This is a genomic window from Nocardiopsis sp. iso_25 (genome assembly GCF_056173305.1).
Window position 1 is genome coordinate 4,348,925 of the sequence record NZ_CM149667.1, and the last position, 21,449, is coordinate 4,370,373.

Here is a 21,449-nt window from a genome sequence, read left to right on the forward strand (position 1 = left end):
GACGCACCCCGCGCCCGGTCGGAGCCGTTCCGGCCGGGCGCGACGCGTGTGCGGCGCCGACGGGAACCGCGAGCGCACCCGCGCCGGTGGGGACGGGCCGCCCGCAGCTCCCCCGTGCGGCGCGGCCGGGCCCGGCTCCGGCGCCCCGGAGGACTAGGCCGAGCGCCCTCCCCCGCTCAGCCGACCATTCCTCCCAGGTGGACGCGGGCCCCCGGGGCCGCAGCGGCGCGAAGGCGCCCTCGTCGGGGTGGTTGCCGCGTGACGCCGCTCAGGGTCGGCCGTGGTTACTCCGGTACAGGCTGCTCCACCCGCGGTCACCCATGCCGACGGTGTGCAGGTCCTCGACCCCCGTCACACCGAGCTGTTCGGCCAGGGCGTGCGTGACCTTGTGCTGCCGGTCCAAGGCGCGGCGCTCGACTTTCGCGCGGACCGCGGCCGCGGCGCGGAGCCGTCCACAGGGGGCCGGTGACAGGTTGGCGGGCGCCGTCGGCCGGGCATACGGGAAGCGACGCACACGACGAGGGAGAGCCTATGTGCCTGCACGGAACCGGTGAGACCGTCCGCTCGCGGAGCGGCGAGGCCGGGTCGGGACCCGCCGGACCACCCGGCTCGCCGGGCCGCCCGCGCCCGTGGCCCACGGGCTTTCGCAGGGTGGCCGACCTCAGCCACGTGCTCTCGCCGACGATGCCCTCGTGGGGGGAGGACAAGCCCCGGCGCGAGAGCCTGGGCGACCCGGTGCCCGAGGGCGGGTTCGGCTTCTACCTGCAGCAGTGGACCCTGACCGAGCACTCGGGCACGCACCTGGACGCGCCGGGGCACGTGATCGGCGGCGGGCGGCTGGTCCCCGACATCCGGCCGGACGAACTCCTCGCCCCGGCGGCGGTGATCGACATCCGCGCCCGGGCGGCCGAGGACCCCGACACCACGGTGACGGTGGACGACGTGCTGGCCTTCGAGCGCGCGCACGGACGGATCCCGGCGGGGGCGGCGGTGCTGATGCACTCGGGGTGGAGCACCCGGTGGGCGCTGGGCGACGAGGCGGTGCGCGGGGTGGCCGCGGACGGCTCCTGGCACTTCCCGGGGTTCGGTCCCGAGGCCTGCGAGTTCCTGATCGAGCGGCGCGGGGTGGTCGGGGTGGGCGTGGACACGCTGAGCACCGACCCGGGCGAGTCCACCGGCTTCCCCGCGCACGAGGTGGTGGGCAGAGCCGACCGCTGGGGGCTGGAGTCGCTGACCGGGCTGGAGCAGCTGCCGCCGAGCGGGGCGCTGATCAGCGTGGGGGTCATGCCCGGCCTGGACGCCTCCGGAGGACCCAGCCGGGTTCTGGCCATGTGGTGAGGCGGCGCTGTGGTGAGACGGCGCCTGTGGTGAGGCGGCGCTGTGGTGGGGCCGCGCTGTTCAGCAGCCCTCGACCCGGGGCATCGCCCCGCCGTCGGGGTGCCACTCCAGCAGCATGATGGTGGCGTCGTCGGTGAAGCTGCCGCGCTGGTGGTCGTGGATGGCGTGGACCAGGCGCCGCAGCGTCTCCGGGGCGGGTTCGTCGGCGGCGGTGGCGCGGATGATGAAGTCGGCGAACCGTTCGAGGCCGAACATCCGCCCCTGGCTGTCGTGCGCCTCGGTCACCCCGTCGGTGTAGAGCAGGATCCGGTCGCCGGGTTCGAGCTGGACCCGGTGCACGGCGCGCGGCTCCGCCTCGCCGAGCACGGCGCCGAGCCCGAGCGGCACCTCGGGGGTCCGCTCCAGGGCGTCGTCCAGCAGCACTCCGCGCCGCAGGAGCAGGGGCGCGGGGTGGGCGCAGTTGACCCAGGCGAACTCCCCGGTGGACAGGTTCAGGGAGGTGAAGACGGCGGTGCAGAAGCGGTCGGGGAGCCAGGAGGTGAGCGCGCCCTCCACGCTGTCGGTGAGTTCGGCCAGGTCGGCGCCGTTGCGCCGGGCGTTGCGGATCCCGGCCATGGCCACGGACGCGGTCAGCCCGGAGGCCAGGTCGTGCCCCATCGCGTCGAGGATGGCGGCGTGCAGTGTGTCCTTGGTGATCGAGTGGTCGAAGGCGTCGCCGCCCAGCTGGTAGGCGGGTTCGAGGACGGCGGTGGACACGCCCCGCGAGGTGCCCAGGGTGCGGGGCGGCAGGAAGGCCCGCAGCATCTCGGTGCGCAGGTCCATCGACTGGGTGCGGGTGTGGCGGACGTAGGTGTCGCTGTAGGCGCGTTTGGAGGTGATGACCAGGGCCAGCAGCGAGGCGAGCGCGTGGCAGCGGCGCAGGGTGGACTCGTCGAGCACGGGAGCGCTGATGTGCACGGCCCCCATGCGGTCGGCGCCGTCGCGCAGGGGCAGCCACAGGCTCAGCTCGCCGTCGCCGCCCTCGACCAGCCTCAGCGTCTCGGAGCGGTAGGCCTCCCCGGCCACGCTGGAGTCGATCTTGAGCGTCCGGCCGCCGAGCAGCGGGACGAGGAGGCGCTGTTGCAGGTCGACCAGGTACACACAGATGCCGCTGAGTCCGATCCGCTCGCCGTAGCGGCCCGCTGCTTCGAGGACCTCGATCGGGGCGCAACCGTGCACGGACCGGACCAGTTCCTCGAACAGCTGCGCGGCCTCGGCGGCCGGGGCGGTCGTGTCGTCCATGTGCCCACCTCCCCCAGCAGTCTCACACCGCGGGCTCGGACGCGGGGGTTGCGGAGGGCCGCGTGTCCCGCGGCGGGGCCGGTCTCCACCCGGGTTCAGGCCGAGCGGTCGCGGCGTTGGCCGTCCCGGTCGGAGCGGATGCGGGGGACGATGGTGGGGTTGACGTTGTCGATCACGGTCTCCCGCGTAATGATCACCTGACCCACATCCTCACGACTGGGCACCTCATACATCACCGACAACAACACCTCCTCAATAATCGCCCGCAACCCACGCGCACCCGTACCCCGAATAATCCCCTGCTCAGCAATCGCGTTCAAAGCATCCGGCGTGAACTCCAACTCCACACCATCCAACTCGAACAACCGCTGATACTGCTTCACCAACGCATTCCGCGGCTCCGTCAAAATCCGGATCAACGCCTCACGACCCAGATCATGCACACTCGTGATCACCGGCAACCGACCCACGAACTCCGGAATCATCCCGAACTTCAACAGATCCTCCGGCATCACCTCACCGAACAACGCCGAACCACCCAGCTCACCCTTGGGACGCAACACCGCGTTGAACCCCATCCCCTGCTGACCCGTCCGCGACTCGATCAACTTCTCCAACCCCGCGAACGCACCACCACAGATGAACAACACATTCGTCGTATCGATCTGAATGAACTCCTGATGCGGATGCTTCCGCCCACCCTGCGGAGGCACACTCGCCGTCGTCCCCTCCAAGATCTTCAACAACGCCTGCTGCACCCCCTCACCCGACACATCCCGAGTGATCGAGGGATTCTCACTCTTACGCGCGACCTTGTCGACCTCGTCGATGTAGATGATCCCCGTCTCGGCCTTCTTCACGTCATAGTCAGCCGCCTGGATCAACTTGAGCAGGATGTTCTCCACATCCTCGCCCACATACCCCGCCTCCGTCAGCGCCGTCGCGTCCGCGATCGCGAACGGCACGTTCAGGATCCGCGCCAACGTCTGCGCCAACAACGTCTTGCCCGACCCCGTCGGCCCCAACAGCAAGATGTTGGACTTGGCGATCTCCACATCCTCCTCGCCCGGACGGTCCCCCTCCGAGCGCACCCGCTTGTAGTGGTTGTACACCGCCACCGACAACGCCTTCTTGGCCTGCTCCTGACCGATCACATACGAGTCCAGGAACTCGTAGATCTCCCGGGGCTTGGGCAGAGAGCCCCAGTCGGCCTCCGAGGGGAGGACGCCCTCCTCCTCTTCCATGATCTCGTTGCACAGGCCGACGCACTCGTCACAGATACAGATGTGGCCGGGCCCGGCGATGAGGCGGCGGACCTGGCCCTGGTCCTTACCGCAGAACGAGCACTTGAGCAGGGGCCCACTGGCACCGGTGCGTGTCACTAGAAACGTTCTCCTCACGCGGGCAGCGCCCGGGCGGTTCGGCGGGGTCGCCCCCCGAAGCCAGATGATCTCAACATCCGGATTCTCACGGTAACCCCTGCCGGGACGGGCCGCAAAGCAGGACAGCTCGACATCCGCGCCCGCACCCGCAGCCGGGGGCGGACCGCGACCCTCCACCCCGCCCCGCCACCCACCCGTCAACCGCAATTGACTTTTTCCATGAGTCAACCTACGTTGACTTACGGAGGGAGCACACCCTCGCCGTCAGCGGGGACGCGCGCCACACGCCGCCGCACCCCGCCCGCACACCCCGGGAGGACCAGATGACATCCCACTCCGCCGTCCGCACGGCGCTCGCCCTCGCCGTCCGCGCCGACCTGCCCGTCCTGCTGTGGGGCGCGCCGGGGACCGGCAAGACCTCCGCGGTGACGGCGCTGGGCCGCGCGCTGGAGCTGCCCGTGGAGGTGGTGGTGGGCTCCATCCGCGAGCCCAGCGACTTCTCCGGGCTGCCCGTCGTCCGCGACGACGGCACCTGGTTCGCTCCCCCGCGCTGGGCCGAGCGCCTGGCCGCGCGGGGTTCGGGCCTGCTCTTCCTCGACGAGCTGACCACCGCGCCCCCGGCCGTCCAGGCGGCCATGCTGCGCGTGGTGCTCGAACGCGCCGTGGGGGACCTCGCCCTGCCCGAGGGGGTGCGCGTGGTCGCCGCGGCCAACCCGCCCGGGCTGGCCGCCGACGGCTGGGAGCTGTCCGCTCCCCTGGCCAACCGGCTCGTCCACCTGGACTGGGAGGTCGGCGCCGCCGACGTGGCCGAGGGGTTCGTCCACGGCTTCGCCTCCGGGCCGCACCGACCCGAACCGCCCGGCCCCGCGCGGGTGGCCGCCGCCCGGGCGACCGTGGGCGCGTTCCTGCGGGTGCGCCCCGAACTCGTGCTGTCGGTCCCCGACTCCCCCGAGCGCTCCGGGCGCGGCTGGCCGAGCCCGCGCAGCTGGGAGATGGCGGCGGTGGCCCTCGCGGCGGGGCGGGCCAACCCCGGCATGCAGGAGGCCGTGGCCGCCCTGGTGACCGGGGCGGTGGGCGGGGCCGCGGGCTTCGAGGCGCTGTCGTGGCTGCGCACCCTGGACCTGCCCTCCCCGAGGAACTGCTCGACGACCCCTCCGCCGCACTGCCCGACCGCGCGGACCGGCTGTACGCCCTGCTCGGCGCGCTGGCCGCGCACGTGGTCGCCGACGGGGGCACCGAGGTCTGGGAACGGTCCTGGGAGGTCGTGGCCCGGGTGGCGCGGACCGTCCCGGACGTGGCGGCGACCGCCGCGCGCACCCTGGCGGCCGGGCGGCCGGAGGGGGCGGCCACGCCCCGGGCCCTGCTCGACCTGGCCCCGGCCCTGCGTTCGGCGGGGATGCTGCCGTGAGCGCGCGGGATCGGCGGGACCCGACCCTGGACCGGTTCGCGTCGGCGCGGCTGTGGGCGGCGGCCCGCGCCCCGTACCTGGCGCACGCGCTGTTCGCGCTCACCCCGGTGGTCCTGGAGCCTCGTCTGGACGGGGCGGGCGGCGAGCCGGTGGCCGACCCGGACTTTCGGGCCCTGCCCGCCGACACCCGGTGGAACGTGCACCTGGACCCCGGCACGGTGGCCGCGACCCCGGTGGAGGAGTCGGGCTGGTGGCTGCTGCACGGGATCGGACACCTGGTCCGCCGCCACGCCGAGCGCTCACCGGATTCGGAGGGGACCGCGGGGACGGCCGGGCCGGGGCGGGACTCCGGTCCGGCTTCCGGCGGGGGCGGGGACCGCGACCGGGAAGCGCGCCTGTGGAACCGGGCCGCGGACGCCGAGGTCAACGACGACCTGGAGGCCGAGGGGCTGCCCGTCCCGGACGGGGTGCTCTCGCCGCGCGCGCTGGGCCTGCCGGAGGGTCGGATGGCCGAGGAGTACGTGTCCCTGATCGAGGTGCTGGAGGAGGCCCACTCCCGGGGCGGGCGGAGCGTCGCCGACCCGGTGGACTGCGGCGGCGCCGTCCACGGGACGCGGGGGCCGGCGGCGTCGGCGGGGGCCTCCGGCGGCCTGGACCCCCTGGAGCGGGACCTGCTGGAGCTGGCGCTGGCCAGGGAGATCACCGCGCGGGCCGCCGCGCGGACCGGGGTTCCGGGCGGGTGGCTGCGGTGGGCGCGGGAGCGGCTGCGCCCGTCGGTGGACTGGCGGGCCAGGCTGGGCGCGGTCGTGCGGCGGGGCGCGCACCGGGCCGCGGGCCGGACGGACTTCTCCTACCGGCGCCCCTCGCGCCGTCCCGGTCCCCGGGTGCGCGGCGGGACGGCGGTGCTGCCGTCCATGGTCGCCCCGGCGCCGGAGGTGGCCGTGGTGGTGGACACCTCCGGCAGCATCCCGGACCCGGTGCTGGAGGTCTTCCTGGCCGAGACCGCCGCCGTGCTCGCCCGGGTCTGCGGGCCCGGCCGACGGCTGCGGGTGGTCTGCTGCGACCTGCGCGCCCACCCCGTGCAGACGGTGCGCCGGGCCGCGGAGATCCGGCTGGTCGGGGGCGGGGGCACCGATCTGCGCGAGGGGATCGCGGCGGCGGTGGCGACCCGCCCCCGCCCGGACCTGCTGCTGGTGCTCACCGACGGGCACACGCCCTGGCCGGACCGGCCTCCGGCGGTACCGGTGGCGGTCGGCCTGGTCGGCGGCCCGGCCGCGCCGCCGCCACCGCCGGACTGGGCGCACGTGGTGCCCCTGCCCGCCGACCCCCGACACGGACGGACGGGTGCCGGTGCCCACGGCACGGCGCCACCCGCGAACCCGGGTCCCGCCGAGGGCCCCGACGGACGGAGGAGACCATGAACGTCGCGTTCGACGACCACGAACCCGGCCCCGAGGACCTGCACCTGTGGACCGCGCGCGGTTTCACCGTGGCGGACGCCCGCCGCTGGATCGACGCAGGGTTCGTGCTGGACTCCGCCGAGCGCTGGCGCGGCAGCGGCGTGTACCGGCCCGGCCCCGCCCTGGAGTGGGGCGCGGCCGGGATGACCCCGTACACGGTCCGGCCCATGCTCCGCGCGGGGATGACCCCGGGGGACGCCGTGCGCTGGCACGAACTGGGCTACTCCCCCGCCGAGGCGGCCGAACGGCACCTGGCGGGCGAGCGCCCCCGGCCCCGTCGGCTGCTGCGGGCCCTGTTGCCGGTGCGGCGGGCCCCCGGGCTGGACCTGAGCGAGGGGCAGGCCCGAACCCTGGACGCCCTGCTGTCGGCGGGGGTGCCCGCGGCGACCGCGCGCGCCTACCTGGACACGGGCTGGGACGGCGCCGAAGCCGTTCCGTGGGCCCGCGCGGGGGCGGACCCCGCGCAGGCCCGGGTGTACCGGGCGATCGGGTTCTCCCCTCGGGAAGGTGCGGCGCTGGCCGGGGAGGGCCGCGACGCGCTGGCGCTCATGTGCGCGTGGTGGGACGCGGGCGTGCCCCGCGGGGAGGTCGCGGCCTGGGCTGTGGCGGGGTTCGGCTCGGCCGAGGCGGCGCGGGCCCGCGCCTCGGGCACGGGACCGGAGGGGGCGCGGGTGCTGCGCGCCCTGGGCGGTCGGCCCCCGGCAGCGGAACCGGGCACGGAGGAGGAGCCGGGCACGGAGGAGGGGACGGGCACGGAGGAGGGGACGGGCACGGAGGAGGGGACGGAGCCCTCCTGAAACGGTCGGCTGCCGCGGTTCCCGAGGGGGACCGGCGTCACCGGACAGGCCGGGACCGCCGGTCAGGCCTCTGTGGACGAGACCACGGGGCGGGCCTTCCGGTTCGCGGACCGCCTCTCGGGAAGGGCCGACCGGCCCCCTGCCCGGGGGACGTCTACCGGCGGCCCGCCCGCTCGCCGAGGAACGCGGAGACTGCGTGGCCCGCGCCGCGGGCGTCGGAGCGGGCGGTGATCCGTCCGCCGACGACGCGGACGGCGCTCTCGGTGGCGTCGCCGACCACGGGCACGCCCGCGGCCGCGGCGATCTCACCGGAGGGGTCGAACACCACGCGCAGGCGCGGCCAGGCCCGTTCGGGGAAGGCCTGGCGCAGGCAGCCGCACAGGTCGGCCACGGCCAACCGCGCGAGCGGGGTCAGCTCGTCGGGGTCCCCGGTGACCACCACGGCGGTCACCGGGGACCCCGCGGGCGCGGAGCGCAGTGCCTCCTCCGCCGCTTCGAGGCGGCGCGTGCCCAGGACCGCCACGATCCCGTCCCCGGCCAGGGACACGGCGCGCCTGCGGACCGCGTCGAAGGCCTGCGGCGGCGACCACTCCTCGTCGGCGGGCACCGCCCGGCGCACGTGCTCCAGGTGGGGCGGCGGCCAGGCGTCCTCCAGGTCCAGGTCTGCCAGGCGCTCGCAGGCGCGCACCACCGCGAAGGGATCAGCGAAGCCGGGCGCGACCCCGACCAGCTGGCCGGTCCCGTACAGGGTGGTGAGCACGGTCCCGGCCACGCGCACCCGGCGCCCGCCGGGGTCGGACGGGAGCGCCAACGCCTCCAGGGACAGGCCGAGCAGGAGCGCGTTCAACCGCATGAGCTGGGCGAAGGCGCTCCGGACCGGCTCGTCGGAGAGGACCTCGGGTGGAAGCGCGGTCCCGGTCAGCGGGGGCTCGCCGGTGGTGGGGAGCCGGGAGGCCCAGGCGCGGGCGAGCGCGCCCAGCGCCGCGCGGGCGGTGTGCCCGGGTTCGGGGCGGGCGGCGTCGGCGGAGCGCTCGGCGGCGTCGGCCAGCACCGACAGGTACAGGGCGCGCTTGCCGGGGAAGTTGGAGTAGACCGCGCCCCGGGTGAGGTCGACCCGTTCGGCGATACGGTCGACCTTGGCGTCGCGGAAACCGTGCTCGGCGAACTCGTCCCCGGCCGCGGACAGCACGCGCGCCCGGTTACGGGCCTGGCGCTGCGCCCTGGTGAGCCGGACCATCGTGCTTCCCCTCGCTTCGGCGTCCACCCATCCTAGGGTGGGATGCCCGGAGTACCCGGATACCCGGAAAATTCCGATGCCCGGCGTATCCGGACACGGGCGCGGGCCGCCCCGGGTGCTCGGACGGCCACCGCGGACCGGGCCCGCGCCGACCGGAGCCGGAAGGGCCCTCGACGACAGGGGCCCGGGTCAGGAGTGCTCCCGCAGCCACCGCGCGCGCCGCATCAGGTGCCGGGCGTCGGCGAGGGCGTGGTGCTGCCCCGACCTCTGGGGCGGAAGCCGCGGGTCGCCCAGCCGGACCGCCTCCTGCTTGAGGTCGTGGGTGAGGAAGGGCACCTCGCGCGGCATCTCCCGGGGCGTTCCCCACAGCTGGCACAGCAGCACGTGGTCGTACGAGCCGTACCACGCCCACAGCTGCGGTTCGGGGGTGTCGCGCAGGAACTCGTGCACCATGCGCGCGATCTCCCCGCGGGTGCGCACATGCGGGTGGCCGGTGTCCAGGACGGCGTCCTCCGGCCCGCCGCGCAGGGGCAGCTGCGGCCAGACGTGCTCGGACAGCCACGGGTGCGAGCGCACGAGGTCCTGGTCGAACTCGGAGCTGACCGCGTACAGCTCGCGGCCGTCCTCGGCCACCATGCCGATGCTGACCAGAACCAGGGGGTGGTCCGGTCCCCGTTCGACGAACTCGGTGTCGTAGTACACGCGCATGTGCGCTCCCCTCCGGGCGGCCGGACGGGCCGGTGCGCCCGTGCCGCGTGGAGTCCGGCCCGTCGGCCACGGTCGCACACGTGCGGGCCCCGCGTCAGCGGGTTCGCCGCCTCCGCCGGACGAAGTCGCACCCGTCGGCACGCGACGGCCGGTCCGTCCGAGCGAATCGGGCGGACCGGCCGAGTCGCCGTCGGCAGTCCGCGGAGGCAGCCGTCCGGAGCCCCGGTCCCCCCTCCGCCCCGCGCCGACGCCCGCTCAACGGGCGGCCCGGCGCACCGCCTCCCGTTCGATTCCGTCCAGCATCGACCTCAGTCCCAGGGCGAAGGTCTCCTCCCAGTCCGTGTCGAGGGCGTCGTCGTCCATGGCCGCCATCGTGGGGAAGCCGCCGGACTCCATGGCCCTGACCAGTACCGAGAGCTGGTTGCCCCAGAACTCCTCGTCCGTCATGCCGCTCTCGGCCGTGGCGTTCTCGTACAGGATCCTCTGGCGCGCAGAACCGGTGACGTAGGAGTCCAGAGCGGAGATCACCATGAACTTCTCCCGGTCGCCGAAGGGCAGGTCCGCCAGGCCGGACATGGTCTCCTCCATCTCCGCGACGCTGTTGGGGCCCAGCACCGGCCGACTCCAGTTGACCTGGAGAAGCCACCGGTGCCTCAGGTACAGCTCCCGGCCCCGCCACGCGGCGGTGGTGAGCGTGTCACGCCAGCCGCCGTCCGGGTCGAGGCGGCCGAGCTGGGTGCCGCTGACGTGGTCGAGCATGAGGTTGAGCAGCTCGGACTTGTTCGGAACATAGCGGTACAGGGACATCGTGCCCATCCCGAGCGCAGCGGCCAGTTTGCGCATGGACAGGGCCTCGATGCCCTCGGCATCGGCGATGGCGATACCGGCGTTCACGATCCGCTCCAGGGACAGGGTGGGCCTGGGACCCTTCCGGGACTCGGGGAGGCCCTCCCAGAGCAGTCGTTGGCTCCGGGCGAGCGGGTTCTCCTCGGTCATGCCCTCTCCCTCTGCGCGGAGGCGGTTGCGTACTGCGGACAGCGTACGCTACCGTGCTGCGTACAACGTACCCAGAACCGGGAGGCTCCCGTGAGGCCATCGGAACCAGCGGTCCTGACCAGTGGTCTGACCAAGCGGCACGGAGAGAGACCGGCCCTCGACGGAGTGGACCTCACGGTGCCCCGCGGTTCGGTCCACGGTCTGCTCGGTCCCAACGGCGCGGGGAAGACGACGGCGGTGCGCGTCCTCGCCACGCTCACCAGAGGCGACGCGGGGAAGGCGGCGGTCGCCGGTTACGACGTGCGCACCCAACCGCGGGAGGTCCGCGCGAGCATCGGCCTGGTCGGGCAGCGGACGGCCGTCGACGACCTCCTCAGCGCCCGGCAGAACCTCACCACCTTCGGACGGCTCTTCCGGCTGGACAAGGCGGCGGCCCGCCGCCGCGCCGACGAACTGCTGGACCTCTTCGGACTGGCGGAGGCCGCCAAGGACTCGCCCGGGACCTTCTCCGGCGGGATGCGTCGCAGACTGGACCTCGCCGCCGGCATGATCCTCGCCCCGGATGTGCTCTTCCTGGACGAGCCGACCACCGGTCTGGACCCGGCGGGGCGGCGCGAGGTCTGGCACGCGGTGCGCGGGCTCTCCGAACAGGGCACCACGGTGCTGCTGACCACCCACTACCTCGACGAGGCCGACCAGCTCTGCGACCGGATCAGCGTCATCCACGAGGGCAGGAACTTCGTCGACGACACCCCGGCCGGACTGAAGCGGCGGATCGGTGACGAGCGGCTGGATGTCGCCGTCGCGAACCCCGACGCGCTGCCCCGGGTCGCCGAGGTCGTCGGCCGGGTGGTCGGCGTCAACGTGGCGCTCACCGGGGGAAGCATCAGCGTCCCCGTGGCCGACAGCGTCCGCGCGCTGACCGAGGTCGCCGCCGAGATCCGCCGACGGGGTCTGGAGATCGCGGACATAGGGCTGCGTCGGCCCACCCTGGACGAGGCCTTCCTCCACCTGACCGCACGGCTCGCCGAGGAGGCCGCCCGATGAGCGCCCCCGACCGGACGCACCCTTCCCCCACGGCCTCCCGGGTCCTGCCCTCGGGCCCCGTCTCCCGCCTCGTCTGGGCGGTCAGGGACTGCTGGACGATCGTCGTGCAGGAGTTCACCCACCTGGCACGACAGCCCTCCACGTTCGCCTGGCAGCTCGGCATGCCGGTGGTGATGGTGCTCATGTTCGTCTACGTCTTCGGCTCGGCCATGGACGTCACCGGACAGGGCGCGGGCGAGGGGTACGTCGACTACGCCATGCCCGGCATGTTCGCGATGATCATGGCCTTCGGGTTCATGAACACGGCGTTCTCCGTGACCCTCAACAAGGAGAAGGGGTTCATGGACCGTTTCCGGTCCATGCCCATGTCCCCGTCGGTCGTGGTGACCGGCCGAGGGGTCGCCGACATCATCCAGGCGGCGATCGACCTCGCGGTCATCGCGGGGCTGGCGCTGGTCATCGGCTGGCGCGCGGGCGGGAGCCCGGTCGAGACACTGTCCGCTTTCGCACTGCTGCTGTGGCTGCGGCTCGCCCTGATCTTCGTGGGCGTCTACCTGGGCCTGGTGATCAGGAACACCGAGGTGGCGGGCTCCCTCTTCGCCGTCGCCTTCCCGCTCGGTTTCATCTCCTCGGTCTTCGCCCCGCCGGAGATGATGCCGGGCTGGCTCGGGGCCATCGCGGCGTGGAACCCGGTGTCCTCGACGGCGAACGCCATCCGCGAACTCTTCGCGACCCCAGGCGCGGGCACGGGCGGGGCGAGCTACTGGATCGACGGGCACGCGATCGGCGGTGCTCTCGTCTGGCCGGTCGTGATCATGCTGGTCTTCGTCCCGCTGGCGGTGCGGCGGTTCCGGAACCTGGGCGGGTAGTACCGCCGAGGCGGCACCCACGGCCCGGCCCCGGCGTCGACGCCGGAACGGCCGGTCCGTCCGAACGAATCGGGCGGACCGGCCGGTGTCCGGTCGGCTCAGGTGCTCCGGGCCGGATCGGTCACGGGTGAGCTGTTAGCCGGCGTAGGTCTCGAACTCGGCGACGCGCGGCGTGCCGTTCGAGCCGGTGATCTCGAAGTTGATCTTGCGCAGCGTCGTCGGGTCGATGTCGATGACGCCCGCTCCGCTTCCGGTGGCCAGGACGTCACCGCTGTCGTGGTCGACGACCCGCCAGGAGCCGATGTTGCCCTCGGCCCCGGCCGCCTCGCGGATGTTGACCGTGGACACCGTGACGTCGGAGTCCCACTTGACCGAGATGCGGCCGGTCGAGCCGCTCGGCGACCAGTAGGTGCCCATGTCGCCGTCGACGACGTTGCCGTAGCTGGTGCCGCTGGCCTTGCCGGAGCCGTCGGCTCCGGCGCCGCTGCTGAGGTTGGTCCCCTCGGGCGGGTCGGTGGGGTCAGGGTCCGGCGGGTCGGTCGGGTCCGGGTCCGGGGGGTCGGTCGGGTCGGGGTCCGGCGGGTTCTCCGCCTCGCAGTTGCCGTCCGAGACCTGGTTGCCCTTGTTCGCGCCCGAGATCTGGCCCAGCATCCCCGGCACGCACCCGGCGTCGTCGAGCTCGTAGGAGTAGGGGATGCTCACCGACGTGGTGGACTCGGGGTTGGGCCCGGCGGGGTAGTTCTCGTCGCCCTGGCTGGACCAGGTCACGTTGTCGAAGATGTTGCCGCCGACCTCCCAGGTGCCCCTCTCGTCGGTGTAGAAGGTGCCTAGGACGTCCTTGGAGTCCTCGAAGTAGTTGTTCTCCACCTTCGCTCTGGCGCCGGCCCGGGAGTTGATGCCGGACTCGTGCAGCTGCGTGTAGTGGTTGTTGTACATGTGGCCTATGCCGCCGCGCAGCAGGGGCGCGCGCGAGTCCAGGTTCTCGAACCGGTTGTGGTGGTACGTGACGTAGCCGTTCGAGCGGTCGCTCTCGCTGGACCCGACCAGGCCGCCGCGACCGGAGTTGCGCAGGATGCTGTAGGAGAGGGTGACGTACTGGGTGTTGTTCTTCATGTCGAAGAGGCCGTCGTAGCCCTCCGACTCACCGCCCGACGCCTCCAGGGTGACGTGGTCGACCCAGACGTTGCGGACACCGCTCTCCATGCCGATGGCGTCGCCGCCGTTGGACGTGGGCGAGCCGGACTTCTTGACGTTCCGGACGGTCACGTTCTGGATGATGATGTTGCTGGACTCACGGATGTGGATGCCCAGCTGGTCGAACACGGCTCCGCTGCCGGTGCCGACGATCGTGACGTTGCTGATGTTCTTGAGCTCGATCACGTCGTCGGCGGTGTCGCAGCTGTCGCCCGACACCTTGGAGGTGTTGCCGTGGTTGATGGTCCCCTGGACCTCGATGATGACCGGGGTGCTGGCGCTGGACCGGTTGCACAGGGCCTCGTGGATCTGGGTTCCGGTCGTGGCCCGCACCGTCTGCCCGCCCGCGCCGCCGGTGGTCCCGCCGTTCTGGGTCGCGTAACCCGTGGCGCTACCGGTCTGCGCGGCCGCCGAGGACATCGGCATGGCCAGACCGGCTGCCACCACCGCCGAGGCGGCCAACGTCGACAGGAGTCGACGCGTGGTTGTTCTTCTCACCGCTTGCCTTTCCAGTAGGGATGAGTACTGGGGTGTTCCAACTCACATTAGAGAAAGCGCTTTCCATGTCAAGAGGGTTAATGCAAACGCTTGCAAGAGGGACAAGTGTTGCGACAGTGTTGCATGCCCGTGAACTGCGCATTTACTGACGGCGGCGAAAAAACTGGGATCGAGTCCCTCAAAGTATGCAACCGGTTGATGCGCCCCACCGGCGACGCCACGGAACGGGGAGACCGTCTCCAGCCGACGCCGGACCGCCGCCCGGCGTTCGGAGACGACGAGCCGAAGAAACGGACACTCTCCGGCAATCCAGACACAGGCGAGCAGGCGGAGATGCGGAGCGCACAGGCCCCGCAAGCGCACACCCGGACGCGTCGCATCAGTGCTTCCACGGACCCGCCGGGAGCTTCGACGTGCGCCCAGTGGCGAACCCCGCAAATTCCGGAAGATTAATGAAATTTACGGCTTGACTTCCGGAGTGTTCTCGCTCAGATTCAACGGCAAGGCCAACGACGCCCCCTGGCTTTCCGGGCAGGCCTGCACACCGGATCCCGGTTCAAGCGTGCGCCAGGACACCCGAAAAAATGTTAACGCTAACATCACAGATGAAGGCCCAGGACTCGTGGTGTACCCCCCTCGTGCGGATAACGCGGCTCCAGGTCCTTGGAGGAAGAACGATGTCTACGTTGAGCAGGTCTTCGATCTCGCCGCCCCCACGACCGCGAGGGTGGTTACTGCGGGCCCTCGTCGTCGGCGTGATGGCCATGGTCGTCGGTGGTGCCGGTGCCGTGACGGTGCCGACGCCCGCCGCGGCGGCGACGGTGGACACCGACGCGTGGTACGTGCTGGTGAACCGCGACAGCGGCAAGGCGTTGGACGTGTACAACCAGGCCACCGGCGACGGCGCGCGGATCACCCAGTGGACACGTAACGACCAGCACCAGCAGCAGTGGCAGTTCGTCGACTCCGGCGACGGCTACTACCGGTTGCGGTCACGGCATTCGGGCAAGGTGCTGGACGTCCACAACTGGTCGACCGCCAATGGCGGCGGCATCGTCCAGTGGACCGACCACGACCAGGCCAACCAGCAGTTCCGGTTGGAGGACTCACCCGGCGGACACATCCGACTGGTCAACCGGCACAGCGCCAAGGTCGTGGAGGTCCAGGGCGCCTCGGCCGCGGACGGTGCCAGCATCGTGCAGTACGACGACTGGGGCGGCGGCAACCAGCAGTGGCGACTCGTCCGCGTCGACGGTTCGGGGCCCGGCGAAACGTGCGCCCTTCCGTCGAGTTACACCTGGACGTCGACCGGACCGCTGGCACAGCCGAGGCCGGGCTGGGCCTCGCTCAAGGACTTCACCCACGCCCCCTACAACGGTCAGCACCTCGTCTACGCGACGACCCATGACACCGGGACGTCATGGGGCTCGATGAACTTCGGCCTCTTCTCGGACTGGTCCCGGATGGGATCGGCCAACCAGAACCCGATGCCCTTCTCAGCCGTCGCGCCGACACTCCTCCACTTCGCCCCCAAAGACGTCTGGGTGCTCGCCTACCAGTGGGGCGGGCCCGCGTTCTCCTATCGGACGTCGACCGACCCCGCCGACGTGAACAGCTGGTCGGCTCCGCGGACGCTCTTCTCCGGAAGTATCGGTGACTCCCCCACGGGGCCCATCGACCAGGCGCTCATCGGCGACAGCACGGACATGTACCTGTTCTTCGCCGGGGACAACGGCCGCATCTACCGGGCGGACATGCCCATCGGCGACTTCCCGGGCAGCTTCGGCTCGACCTCGACGGTCGTCATGTCCGACAGCACCAACAACCTGTTCGAAGCGGTTCAGGTCTACAGGCTGGAAGGCGAGAACCGGTACCTCATGATCGTCGAGGCCATCGGCGCGCAGGGGCACCGCTACTTCCGCTCGTTCACGGCCACCAGTCTGGACGGCACGTGGACACCGCAGGCCGCGACCGAGGGCAACCCCTTCGCGGGCCGGGCCAACAGCGGCGCCACCTGGACCAACGACATCAGTCACGGCGAACTGATCCGGACCAACCCCGACCAGACCATGACCGTCGACGCCTGCGACATGCGGTTCCTCTACCAGGGGCGCTCCCCCGGTTCCGGCGGCGACTACGGCCTCCTGCCCTACCGGCCCGCGGTGCTGACGCTGCAGCGCTGAGCCCCCGGAGCAGGGCCGTCCCGAAGTCGAGTGGGCCCTGGGCAAACCAACTACAACCCGCCCCCGTGGGGCGAAGCCCCACGTCGCAAAAGAGCGCTCTGTCCACCCCGCCGACCACCGCGGCCCCGGCCGCAGGGGGGTTACCTCGGGGGGTTCGGGGGGTCTCCCCCCGGAAAACACGAAGGACGACCCGGCGAGGCGGCCGAAGGCCCCCGAGCAGGGTCGTCCTGAGTCCGTGGGCGCGAAGGGACTCGAACCCCTGACCTATTGCTTGTAAGGCAATTGCTCTAACCAACTGAGCTACGCGCCCGTGCGTCGGACGAGATCATACCGCTTCGCCGGAATCACCGCGTCCGGGTCTCAGACCAGCTCGCGCAGCTCCCGCAGGTACTCGTCCACGTCGCGCGGCTCGGAGAACCCCGTGAGGGTGGACCAGCGCACGACTCCCCCGGCGTCGATCAGGAAGGTCCCCCGCCGCGCGGTGCCCCGCCGGGGGTCGAACACCCCGTAGGCCCGGGCCACGCCGCCGTGCGGCCAGAAGTCCGACAGCAGGGGGAACGGGAAGCCCTCCCGGTCGGACCAGGTGCGCAGGGCGAAAACGGAGTCCACCGACACCGCCATGACCTCGGCGCCGAGGTCGGCGAACTCGGGGTGGCGCGCGCTCAGCTCGGCGAGCTCTCCCGAGCACACGCCTGAGAAGGCCAGCGGGTAGAAGACCAGCAGGACGGGGCGGCCCGGCACCGGGGAGGTGTCCTGGCCGTACTGGTCCTGGAGGGTGAAGTCGGGCGCGGGGGCGCCCACGGGGGCGGTCATGGATCCCTTTCGTCGGCGGGCACTCCTCAGCGCCGCGCGCCCGCCTCGGGGACGCGCGGCACCGGATGCCTCACCCTTGGCGGGTGACGTCCGTCACCGCTTGGGAACGACCAGACGCGTACCCGACCAGTCCGCGCCGATGCTGACCGCGCTGGTCTGGGAGAGGCCCGACGTCGTCGCGGCCTCGGCGACCTCGTTGGGCGACACGTGCAGGTCACGGCCCGCCTTGGGCGTGAGCACCAGGATGGTTCCGCCGTCGGCGATGGTGGTCACGGTGTCCATCAGCGCGTCGGTGAGGTCCTCCTCCTCGTCGGACCGCCACCACAGCAGTGCCGCGTCGACGTCGCCGTCGTAGTCCTCGTCGACCAGCTCCTCACCGGTGAGTTCGGTGATGGATGCGCGCAGGTTCTCGTCGACGTCGTCGTCGAAGCCGAATTCCTGCACCACCTGACCCGGCTTGAATCCGAGTCGGTCAGCCAAGCCGCGTTCGCTCTGTGCCTGGCCCGCGGTCGCGCTCACGAAAGTTCTCCTCCACAGATGGTTTTTCTCAATCTTGCCTGCACGAAGCAGTTGTCACAACGACGCCGGGCTGTTTGCGCGCCCGGCACGTGGGTCCGCTGACCATCGCTGATGGCCTAGTTCACACGCTAGCGGCATGTTCCGTCAACGCGCTGCCAAACCTTGCCCGTCAGGACGAGAGGTAGGACAGGCGCACCCGCCGGTCGGGGTTGTCCACGTTGAGGTCCACCACGGCGATGGACTGCCACGTGCCCAGTTCGAGTCTGCCGCCGACGACGGGGACGGTGGTCTGGGGTGCGACGAAGGCGGGCATCACGTGCGACCTGCCGTGACCCCGCGAGCCGTGCTTGTGCCGCCACCGGTCGTCGGCGGGCAGCAGGTCGGCCAGGGAGGCGAGGAGGTCGTCGTCGGACCCCGCCCCGAGCTCGATGATCGCCACACCCGCCGTGGCGTGCGGGACGAAGACGTTGAGCAGTCCGTCCCCTCCGGCCCCGGCGACGAAGTCGCCGCACTGGCGGGTGATGTCGGTGATGCTCTCCGATCCACCGGTGTGCAGCTCCAGGATCTGTGTCCTCATAGCGCCACCTTCGCGCAGGCGCGGCGCTCGTGCAACCATCCCGGTCCCGGCTGTGGATGGCGCTCGGCCCCGCGAGGGGCCATACTCGTCCCCCACATGTGCGAACCTGGTCGAAAGGAGGCGAAACGGTGACTGCTTCTTTACTTCTGGGGCCCCTGCTCAGGCACCCGGGGGAGACCACCGCCACGGTGTGGGTGGAGACGGACGCCCCCTGCGCGGTGCGCGTCGTGGTCGACGGCGCCGCCGAGGCGACCGCGCGGACCTTCACCGTGCACGGCCACCACTACGCCGTCTGCACGGTGGCGGGGCTGGCCCCGGGCGCCCGCCTGCCCTACGAGGTCTTCCTGGACGAGGACCGGGTCTGGCCGGAGCCGGACAGCCCCTTCCCGCCCAGCACGGTGCGCACCGTGGACCCGGAGGCGCCCACGCGGCTGCTGTACGGGTCCTGCCACACGCCCACCCACGACTCGCCCGAGGGCGTGGTCCGCTACGGTCCCGACATGCTGCGCGCCACGGCCAGGGGGCTGGCCCGCGAACCGGTCGAGGGCAACCTGGCGCTGCTGCTCATCGGCGACCAGGTCTACGCCGACGAGGTGCGGGAGTCGATGCTCGCGTTCCTGCGCGAGCGGCGCGCCCGCGGGGGCGCCCGCGACGACCCCGACGACGAGGTCGTGTACTACGACGAGTACGCCGAGCTGTACCGGCAGGCCTGGAGCGACCCGCAGGTGCGGTGGCTGCTGTCCACCGTGCCGACCCTGATGGTCTTCGACGACCACGACGTCCGCGACGACTGGAACACCTCCGCCGCCTGGCGGCGCGCCATGGACCGGCGACCCTGGTGGCGCAGGCGCATCACCAGCGGCCTGGGCTCCTACTGGGTGTACCAGCACCTGGGCAACCTCTCCGAGCAGGAGAGGGACCGCGACCGGCTGTGGAAGCGGGTGCGCGACGCCGACGGCGACGCCGAGGAGCTGGTCGACGCCTTCGCCTGGCAGGCCCACAGCGAGCCGTCGAGCTACCAGTGGGGGCACCACCACGACTTCGGCGGGGTGCGGCTCGTGATGGCCGACACCCGCTGCTCCCGCGCCCTGGGCGAGGGCGACCCCTCCGACGGGTCCAGGTCGATCCTGGGACCCCAGGGCCACGACTGGCTGGACGGGCACCTGACCGGCGGGCCGGACCACGTCGTGGTCGCCTCGACCGTCCCGGTGCTGCTGCCCCCGGCCGTGCACCGGCTGGAGGCGTGGAACGAGGCGGTGTGCGCGGGCGCCTGGGGGCGGTGGCTGACGGGGCCCGCCGAACGGCTGCGCCAGGACATCGACCTGGAGCACTGGGCGGCCTTCCAGTACTCCTTCCGCCGCCTGTCCGACGCCGTGGGCGAGCTGGCGCGGGGCGAACGGGGACCGGCACCGGCCACCGTGCTGTTCCTGGGCGGGGACGTGCACTTCTCCTACCTGGCGCGCGCCCGCCACCGCGGGGGCGGCGCGAGCCGGGTGACCCAGCTGGTCTCCTCCCCGCTGTGCAACCAGGCCCCGACGAGCATGCGCCGCATGGTCCGGCTGTCGGTGAGCCGCCCGCTGCGCGCGATCGGGTGGCTGCTGACGCGGCTGGCGGGGGTCCCCGAGCCCGATCTGAGCTGGGACCTGGGGTCGGCCCCCTACTTCGGCAACACCCTGGGCCAAGTGGACTTCGCCGGGCGCGGGGCCCGGGCCTCCTGGTACCACTGCGCCCGGGGCGGGGGCGACGCGCTGCCCGACGTGCGCATGACCGCGGACCTCTGACGGTCGCCGCACCGGCGCGCGGCCCCCGCCCGCGGAGCGGGCGCGAAACGCCGCCGGGGGCGCCGCGGGCCGGGACCGGCCGACGGCGCCCCCGGACGGGGCAGGGCTTGTCAGGTCAGGGCTTGTTGGGCGTGGGGCGCCGACTGGACTGGGCGCCGCGCCGCGGCTTGCGCACCGAGAGCCCGAGGGCGCCGCTGCCCTGCTCCAGGATGTGCCGGGCCCGGTTCACCGTGCCGCGGGGCGTGCGGGCGGGGGCGGTCTCCGCCCCGGCGCCGTCCTCCGCGTCGTCCCCGGCCTCGGCGTCCCCGTCCAGGTGGGGCATCGCCCGGGTCGGCCGGACCTCCCGGCCGGGCTCCCCGTCCCCCGACGCGGCGCCCAGGTGCGGCAGGACCTCGGTCGGCTTCTCCTCGTCGGCGGCCGGGGACGCCTTCGGGCGGCCGGGCTCCAGGTGCGGGAGCACGTCGGTGGCCTCCTGGTCCACCGGCCGGATGGGCCGGGTGCGCTCCGCGGCGGCCGGGTCGGCGGCGGTGTCGCCCACCTGCTCGCTCTCCTCGCGCACGGCCTCCTTCCAGGCCTTCTCCTCCTCCGACTTGCGCCGGTCCTGCCGGGCGTTCTCGGCCCGCCAGGCGCGCCAGCCGCGCACCGCGGGGGTGATGACCGGCCAGGTCACCTTCGCCGGGCGCGACAGCGCGTGCCACAGGTAGGCGGTGGTGCCCCACGCCTCCATGGCCCGGCGCGCCCTGGTGATGGTGAAGAAGGTGGGCAGGGCCAGCAGCAGCTGCGGCCAGGCCAGCGCCAGCGCGGCGAACAGCGGGTACAGGCCCCCGCCGATCACCGACGCGGCCGCGCCGATCACCACCGGCACCAGGGCAAGCGTGATGCGCAGCCCGGTGAACTGGCGGAAGCGGTGCAGCGAGCGGCGCGCGGAGACCTGCGGCACCAGCCCCTCGGGGAGGGGCGTGGGCTGCACGACCAGCGCGAGCAGCATCGTTCCGACGCCCACACTGGCGGCCAGCAGTATCGTCCACCCCGCGGCGGCCAGTCCGCCGCCGACCAGCAGGTAGACCACGCCCAGCACGGGCAGCGGCGCGGGGAGCCAGAACAGCGCCCGTCTGCGCAGCTCACCCTCCTGAGTGGGCGCGAGAACGTAATCGATCATCGGACGGAAGAGCCGGGACCCTATCCTCGGTCGCTCGACCACAGCGTTGACCCCCCAAGAACGTCGTGACGGGGCGGTGCGGGGACCTTCGCCCGAGGATGACGCAGCCTCAACGGTCCCGTCGGCAACCCGCCCACCACAAAGCTATCCCTTTTCATGTGGTCCCCGGGCATACACAACCAGTTACCGACATACCCGGCTC

The 21,449-nt window shown here is 72.5% G+C and carries 19 protein-coding genes, 1 tRNA gene and 1 pseudogene; 9 read left to right on the forward strand and 12 right to left on the reverse strand.

The annotated features are described in order from the left end of the window. Positions 1 to 268: 268 nt before the first annotated feature. Positions 269 to 403, reverse strand: coding sequence for a hypothetical protein (locus tag AC0VX6_RS18675; RefSeq protein WP_274973954.1), 135 nt, complete (start codon positions 401 to 403; stop codon positions 269 to 271). Between the two features lie 128 nt (positions 404 to 531). Between AC0VX6_RS18675 and AC0VX6_RS18680 the strand changes: the two genes are divergently transcribed. After that, complete coding sequence (locus AC0VX6_RS18680) at positions 532 to 1,338, forward strand: cyclase family protein (protein WP_274973955.1); 807 nt, start codon at positions 532 to 534, stop codon at positions 1,336 to 1,338. 60 nt (positions 1,339 to 1,398) lie between these two features. On the opposite strand, the gene AC0VX6_RS18685 is transcribed toward AC0VX6_RS18680, so the two are convergent. Next, positions 1,399 to 2,619: a PP2C family protein-serine/threonine phosphatase gene (locus AC0VX6_RS18685; protein WP_274973956.1), complete on the reverse strand. Its 1,221-nt coding sequence runs from the start codon at positions 2,617 to 2,619 to the stop codon at positions 1,399 to 1,401. Between the two features lie 95 nt (positions 2,620 to 2,714). Then, on the reverse strand, positions 2,715 to 4,001 hold the full coding sequence (clpX, locus tag AC0VX6_RS18690; RefSeq protein WP_475465431.1) for an ATP-dependent Clp protease ATP-binding subunit ClpX: 1,287 nt from the start codon (positions 3,999 to 4,001) through the stop codon (positions 2,715 to 2,717). A gap of 323 nt (positions 4,002 to 4,324) precedes the next feature. On the opposite strand from clpX, the pseudogene AC0VX6_RS18695 reads away from it, so the two are divergent. The 4 genes and pseudogenes from AC0VX6_RS18695 to AC0VX6_RS18710 all read left to right on the forward strand — a co-directional run. Continuing rightward, positions 4,325 to 4,708: pseudogene (locus AC0VX6_RS18695) on the forward strand (AAA family ATPase); the annotation flags it as partial. A 395-nt stretch (positions 4,709 to 5,103) separates the two neighbouring features. Beyond that, positions 5,104 to 5,409 (forward strand): hypothetical protein, encoded by a 306-nt coding sequence (locus AC0VX6_RS18700; protein WP_475483696.1) that lies wholly within the window; start codon positions 5,104 to 5,106, stop codon positions 5,407 to 5,409. Next, positions 5,406 to 6,830, forward strand: coding sequence for a vWA domain-containing protein (locus AC0VX6_RS18705; protein ID WP_475465434.1), 1,425 nt, complete (start codon positions 5,406 to 5,408; stop codon positions 6,828 to 6,830). Before AC0VX6_RS18700 ends, AC0VX6_RS18705 begins: the two co-directional genes overlap by 4 nt. After that, positions 6,827 to 7,666: a hypothetical protein gene (locus AC0VX6_RS18710; protein WP_475465435.1), complete on the forward strand. Its 840-nt coding sequence runs from the start codon at positions 6,827 to 6,829 to the stop codon at positions 7,664 to 7,666. The genes AC0VX6_RS18705 and AC0VX6_RS18710 overlap by 4 nt, the downstream gene beginning before the upstream one ends. A gap of 154 nt (positions 7,667 to 7,820) precedes the next feature. Here AC0VX6_RS18710 and AC0VX6_RS18715 read toward each other — a convergent pair whose 3' ends face one another. The 3 genes from AC0VX6_RS18715 to AC0VX6_RS18725 form a co-directional block, all read right to left on the reverse strand. Further along, on the reverse strand, positions 7,821 to 8,903 hold the full coding sequence (locus AC0VX6_RS18715; RefSeq protein WP_274978184.1) for a TetR/AcrR family transcriptional regulator: 1,083 nt from the start codon (positions 8,901 to 8,903) through the stop codon (positions 7,821 to 7,823). A gap of 189 nt (positions 8,904 to 9,092) precedes the next feature. Further along, complete coding sequence (locus AC0VX6_RS18720; RefSeq protein WP_274973961.1) at positions 9,093 to 9,611, reverse strand: 3'-5' exoribonuclease; 519 nt, start codon at positions 9,609 to 9,611, stop codon at positions 9,093 to 9,095. A gap of 255 nt (positions 9,612 to 9,866) precedes the next feature. Further along, the gene (locus AC0VX6_RS18725) at positions 9,867 to 10,607 is read right to left on the reverse strand and encodes a TetR/AcrR family transcriptional regulator (RefSeq protein WP_475465438.1); all 741 of its coding nucleotides are present in this window, start codon (positions 10,605 to 10,607) and stop codon (positions 9,867 to 9,869) included. A gap of 90 nt (positions 10,608 to 10,697) precedes the next feature. Between AC0VX6_RS18725 and AC0VX6_RS18730 the strand changes: the two genes are divergently transcribed. Continuing rightward, complete coding sequence (locus AC0VX6_RS18730) at positions 10,698 to 11,654, forward strand: ATP-binding cassette domain-containing protein (protein WP_475465439.1); 957 nt, start codon at positions 10,698 to 10,700, stop codon at positions 11,652 to 11,654. Beyond that, positions 11,651 to 12,523, forward strand: coding sequence for an ABC transporter permease (locus AC0VX6_RS18735; RefSeq protein ID WP_475465441.1), 873 nt, complete (start codon positions 11,651 to 11,653; stop codon positions 12,521 to 12,523). Before AC0VX6_RS18730 ends, AC0VX6_RS18735 begins: the two co-directional genes overlap by 4 nt. A gap of 135 nt (positions 12,524 to 12,658) precedes the next feature. Here AC0VX6_RS18735 and AC0VX6_RS18740 read toward each other — a convergent pair whose 3' ends face one another. Then, the gene (locus AC0VX6_RS18740) at positions 12,659 to 14,215 is read right to left on the reverse strand and encodes a pectate lyase family protein (RefSeq protein ID WP_475465442.1); all 1,557 of its coding nucleotides are present in this window, start codon (positions 14,213 to 14,215) and stop codon (positions 12,659 to 12,661) included. Between the two features lie 758 nt (positions 14,216 to 14,973). On the opposite strand from AC0VX6_RS18740, the gene AC0VX6_RS18745 reads away from it, so the two are divergent. Then, a complete protein-coding gene (locus AC0VX6_RS18745) occupies positions 14,974 to 16,398 on the forward strand; it encodes a non-reducing end alpha-L-arabinofuranosidase family hydrolase (RefSeq protein WP_274978186.1) in 1,425 nt (474 codons plus the stop codon). A gap of 236 nt (positions 16,399 to 16,634) precedes the next feature. On the opposite strand, the gene AC0VX6_RS18750 is transcribed toward AC0VX6_RS18745, so the two are convergent. The 4 genes from AC0VX6_RS18750 to AC0VX6_RS18765 all read right to left on the reverse strand — a co-directional run bounded on the left by AC0VX6_RS18750 (position 16,635) and on the right by AC0VX6_RS18765 (position 18,307). Then, positions 16,635 to 16,708, reverse strand: a tRNA-Val gene (locus tag AC0VX6_RS18750). Positions 16,709 to 16,758: 50 nt separating this feature from the next. Further along, positions 16,759 to 17,211, reverse strand: a complete 453-nt coding sequence (locus AC0VX6_RS18755) for a peroxiredoxin (protein ID WP_248771214.1) — start codon at positions 17,209 to 17,211, stop codon at positions 16,759 to 16,761. A gap of 93 nt (positions 17,212 to 17,304) precedes the next feature. Further along, complete coding sequence (locus tag AC0VX6_RS18760; protein WP_013153961.1) at positions 17,305 to 17,730, reverse strand: DUF3052 domain-containing protein; 426 nt, start codon at positions 17,728 to 17,730, stop codon at positions 17,305 to 17,307. A 169-nt stretch (positions 17,731 to 17,899) separates the two neighbouring features. After that, positions 17,900 to 18,307, reverse strand: coding sequence for a secondary thiamine-phosphate synthase enzyme YjbQ (locus AC0VX6_RS18765; RefSeq protein ID WP_212643656.1), 408 nt, complete (start codon positions 18,305 to 18,307; stop codon positions 17,900 to 17,902). A 128-nt stretch (positions 18,308 to 18,435) separates the two neighbouring features. Here AC0VX6_RS18765 and AC0VX6_RS18770 point away from each other — a divergent pair, with 128 nt between their 5' ends. Next, positions 18,436 to 20,088, forward strand: coding sequence for an alkaline phosphatase D family protein (locus tag AC0VX6_RS18770; RefSeq protein WP_274973965.1), 1,653 nt, complete (start codon positions 18,436 to 18,438; stop codon positions 20,086 to 20,088). Positions 20,089 to 20,203: 115 nt separating this feature from the next. Here the strand turns inward: AC0VX6_RS18770 and AC0VX6_RS18775 are convergent, their stop codons facing one another. Continuing rightward, the gene (locus AC0VX6_RS18775; protein ID WP_475465444.1) at positions 20,204 to 21,247 is read right to left on the reverse strand and encodes a hypothetical protein; all 1,044 of its coding nucleotides are present in this window, start codon (positions 21,245 to 21,247) and stop codon (positions 20,204 to 20,206) included. Positions 21,248 to 21,449 lie beyond the last annotated feature (202 nt).

Excerpts from the sequence above, each read along its gene's own strand:
- AC0VX6_RS18680 (WP_274973955.1), top strand. The coding sequence starts at position 532 with ATGTGCCTGCACGGAACCGGTGAGACCGTCCGCTCGCGGAGCGGCGAG.
- AC0VX6_RS18685 (WP_274973956.1), bottom strand. The coding sequence starts at position 2,619 with ATGGACGACACGACCGCCCCGGCCGCCGAGGCCGCGCAGCTGTTCGAG.
- AC0VX6_RS18710 (WP_475465435.1), top strand. The coding sequence starts at position 6,827 with ATGAACGTCGCGTTCGACGACCACGAACCCGGCCCCGAGGACCTGCAC.
- AC0VX6_RS18715 (WP_274978184.1), bottom strand. The coding sequence starts at position 8,903 with ATGGTCCGGCTCACCAGGGCGCAGCGCCAGGCCCGTAACCGGGCGCGC.
- AC0VX6_RS18720 (WP_274973961.1), bottom strand. The coding sequence starts at position 9,611 with ATGCGCGTGTACTACGACACCGAGTTCGTCGAACGGGGACCGGACCAC.
- AC0VX6_RS18725 (WP_475465438.1), bottom strand. The coding sequence starts at position 10,607 with ATGACCGAGGAGAACCCGCTCGCCCGGAGCCAACGACTGCTCTGGGAG.
- AC0VX6_RS18735 (WP_475465441.1), top strand. The coding sequence starts at position 11,651 with ATGAGCGCCCCCGACCGGACGCACCCTTCCCCCACGGCCTCCCGGGTC.
- AC0VX6_RS18745 (WP_274978186.1), top strand. The coding sequence starts at position 14,974 with ATGGCCATGGTCGTCGGTGGTGCCGGTGCCGTGACGGTGCCGACGCCC.
- AC0VX6_RS18755 (WP_248771214.1), bottom strand. The coding sequence starts at position 17,211 with ATGACCGCCCCCGTGGGCGCCCCCGCGCCCGACTTCACCCTCCAGGAC.
- AC0VX6_RS18765 (WP_212643656.1), bottom strand. The coding sequence starts at position 18,307 with ATGAGGACACAGATCCTGGAGCTGCACACCGGTGGATCGGAGAGCATC.
- AC0VX6_RS18775 (WP_475465444.1), bottom strand. The coding sequence starts at position 21,247 with ATGATCGATTACGTTCTCGCGCCCACTCAGGAGGGTGAGCTGCGCAGA.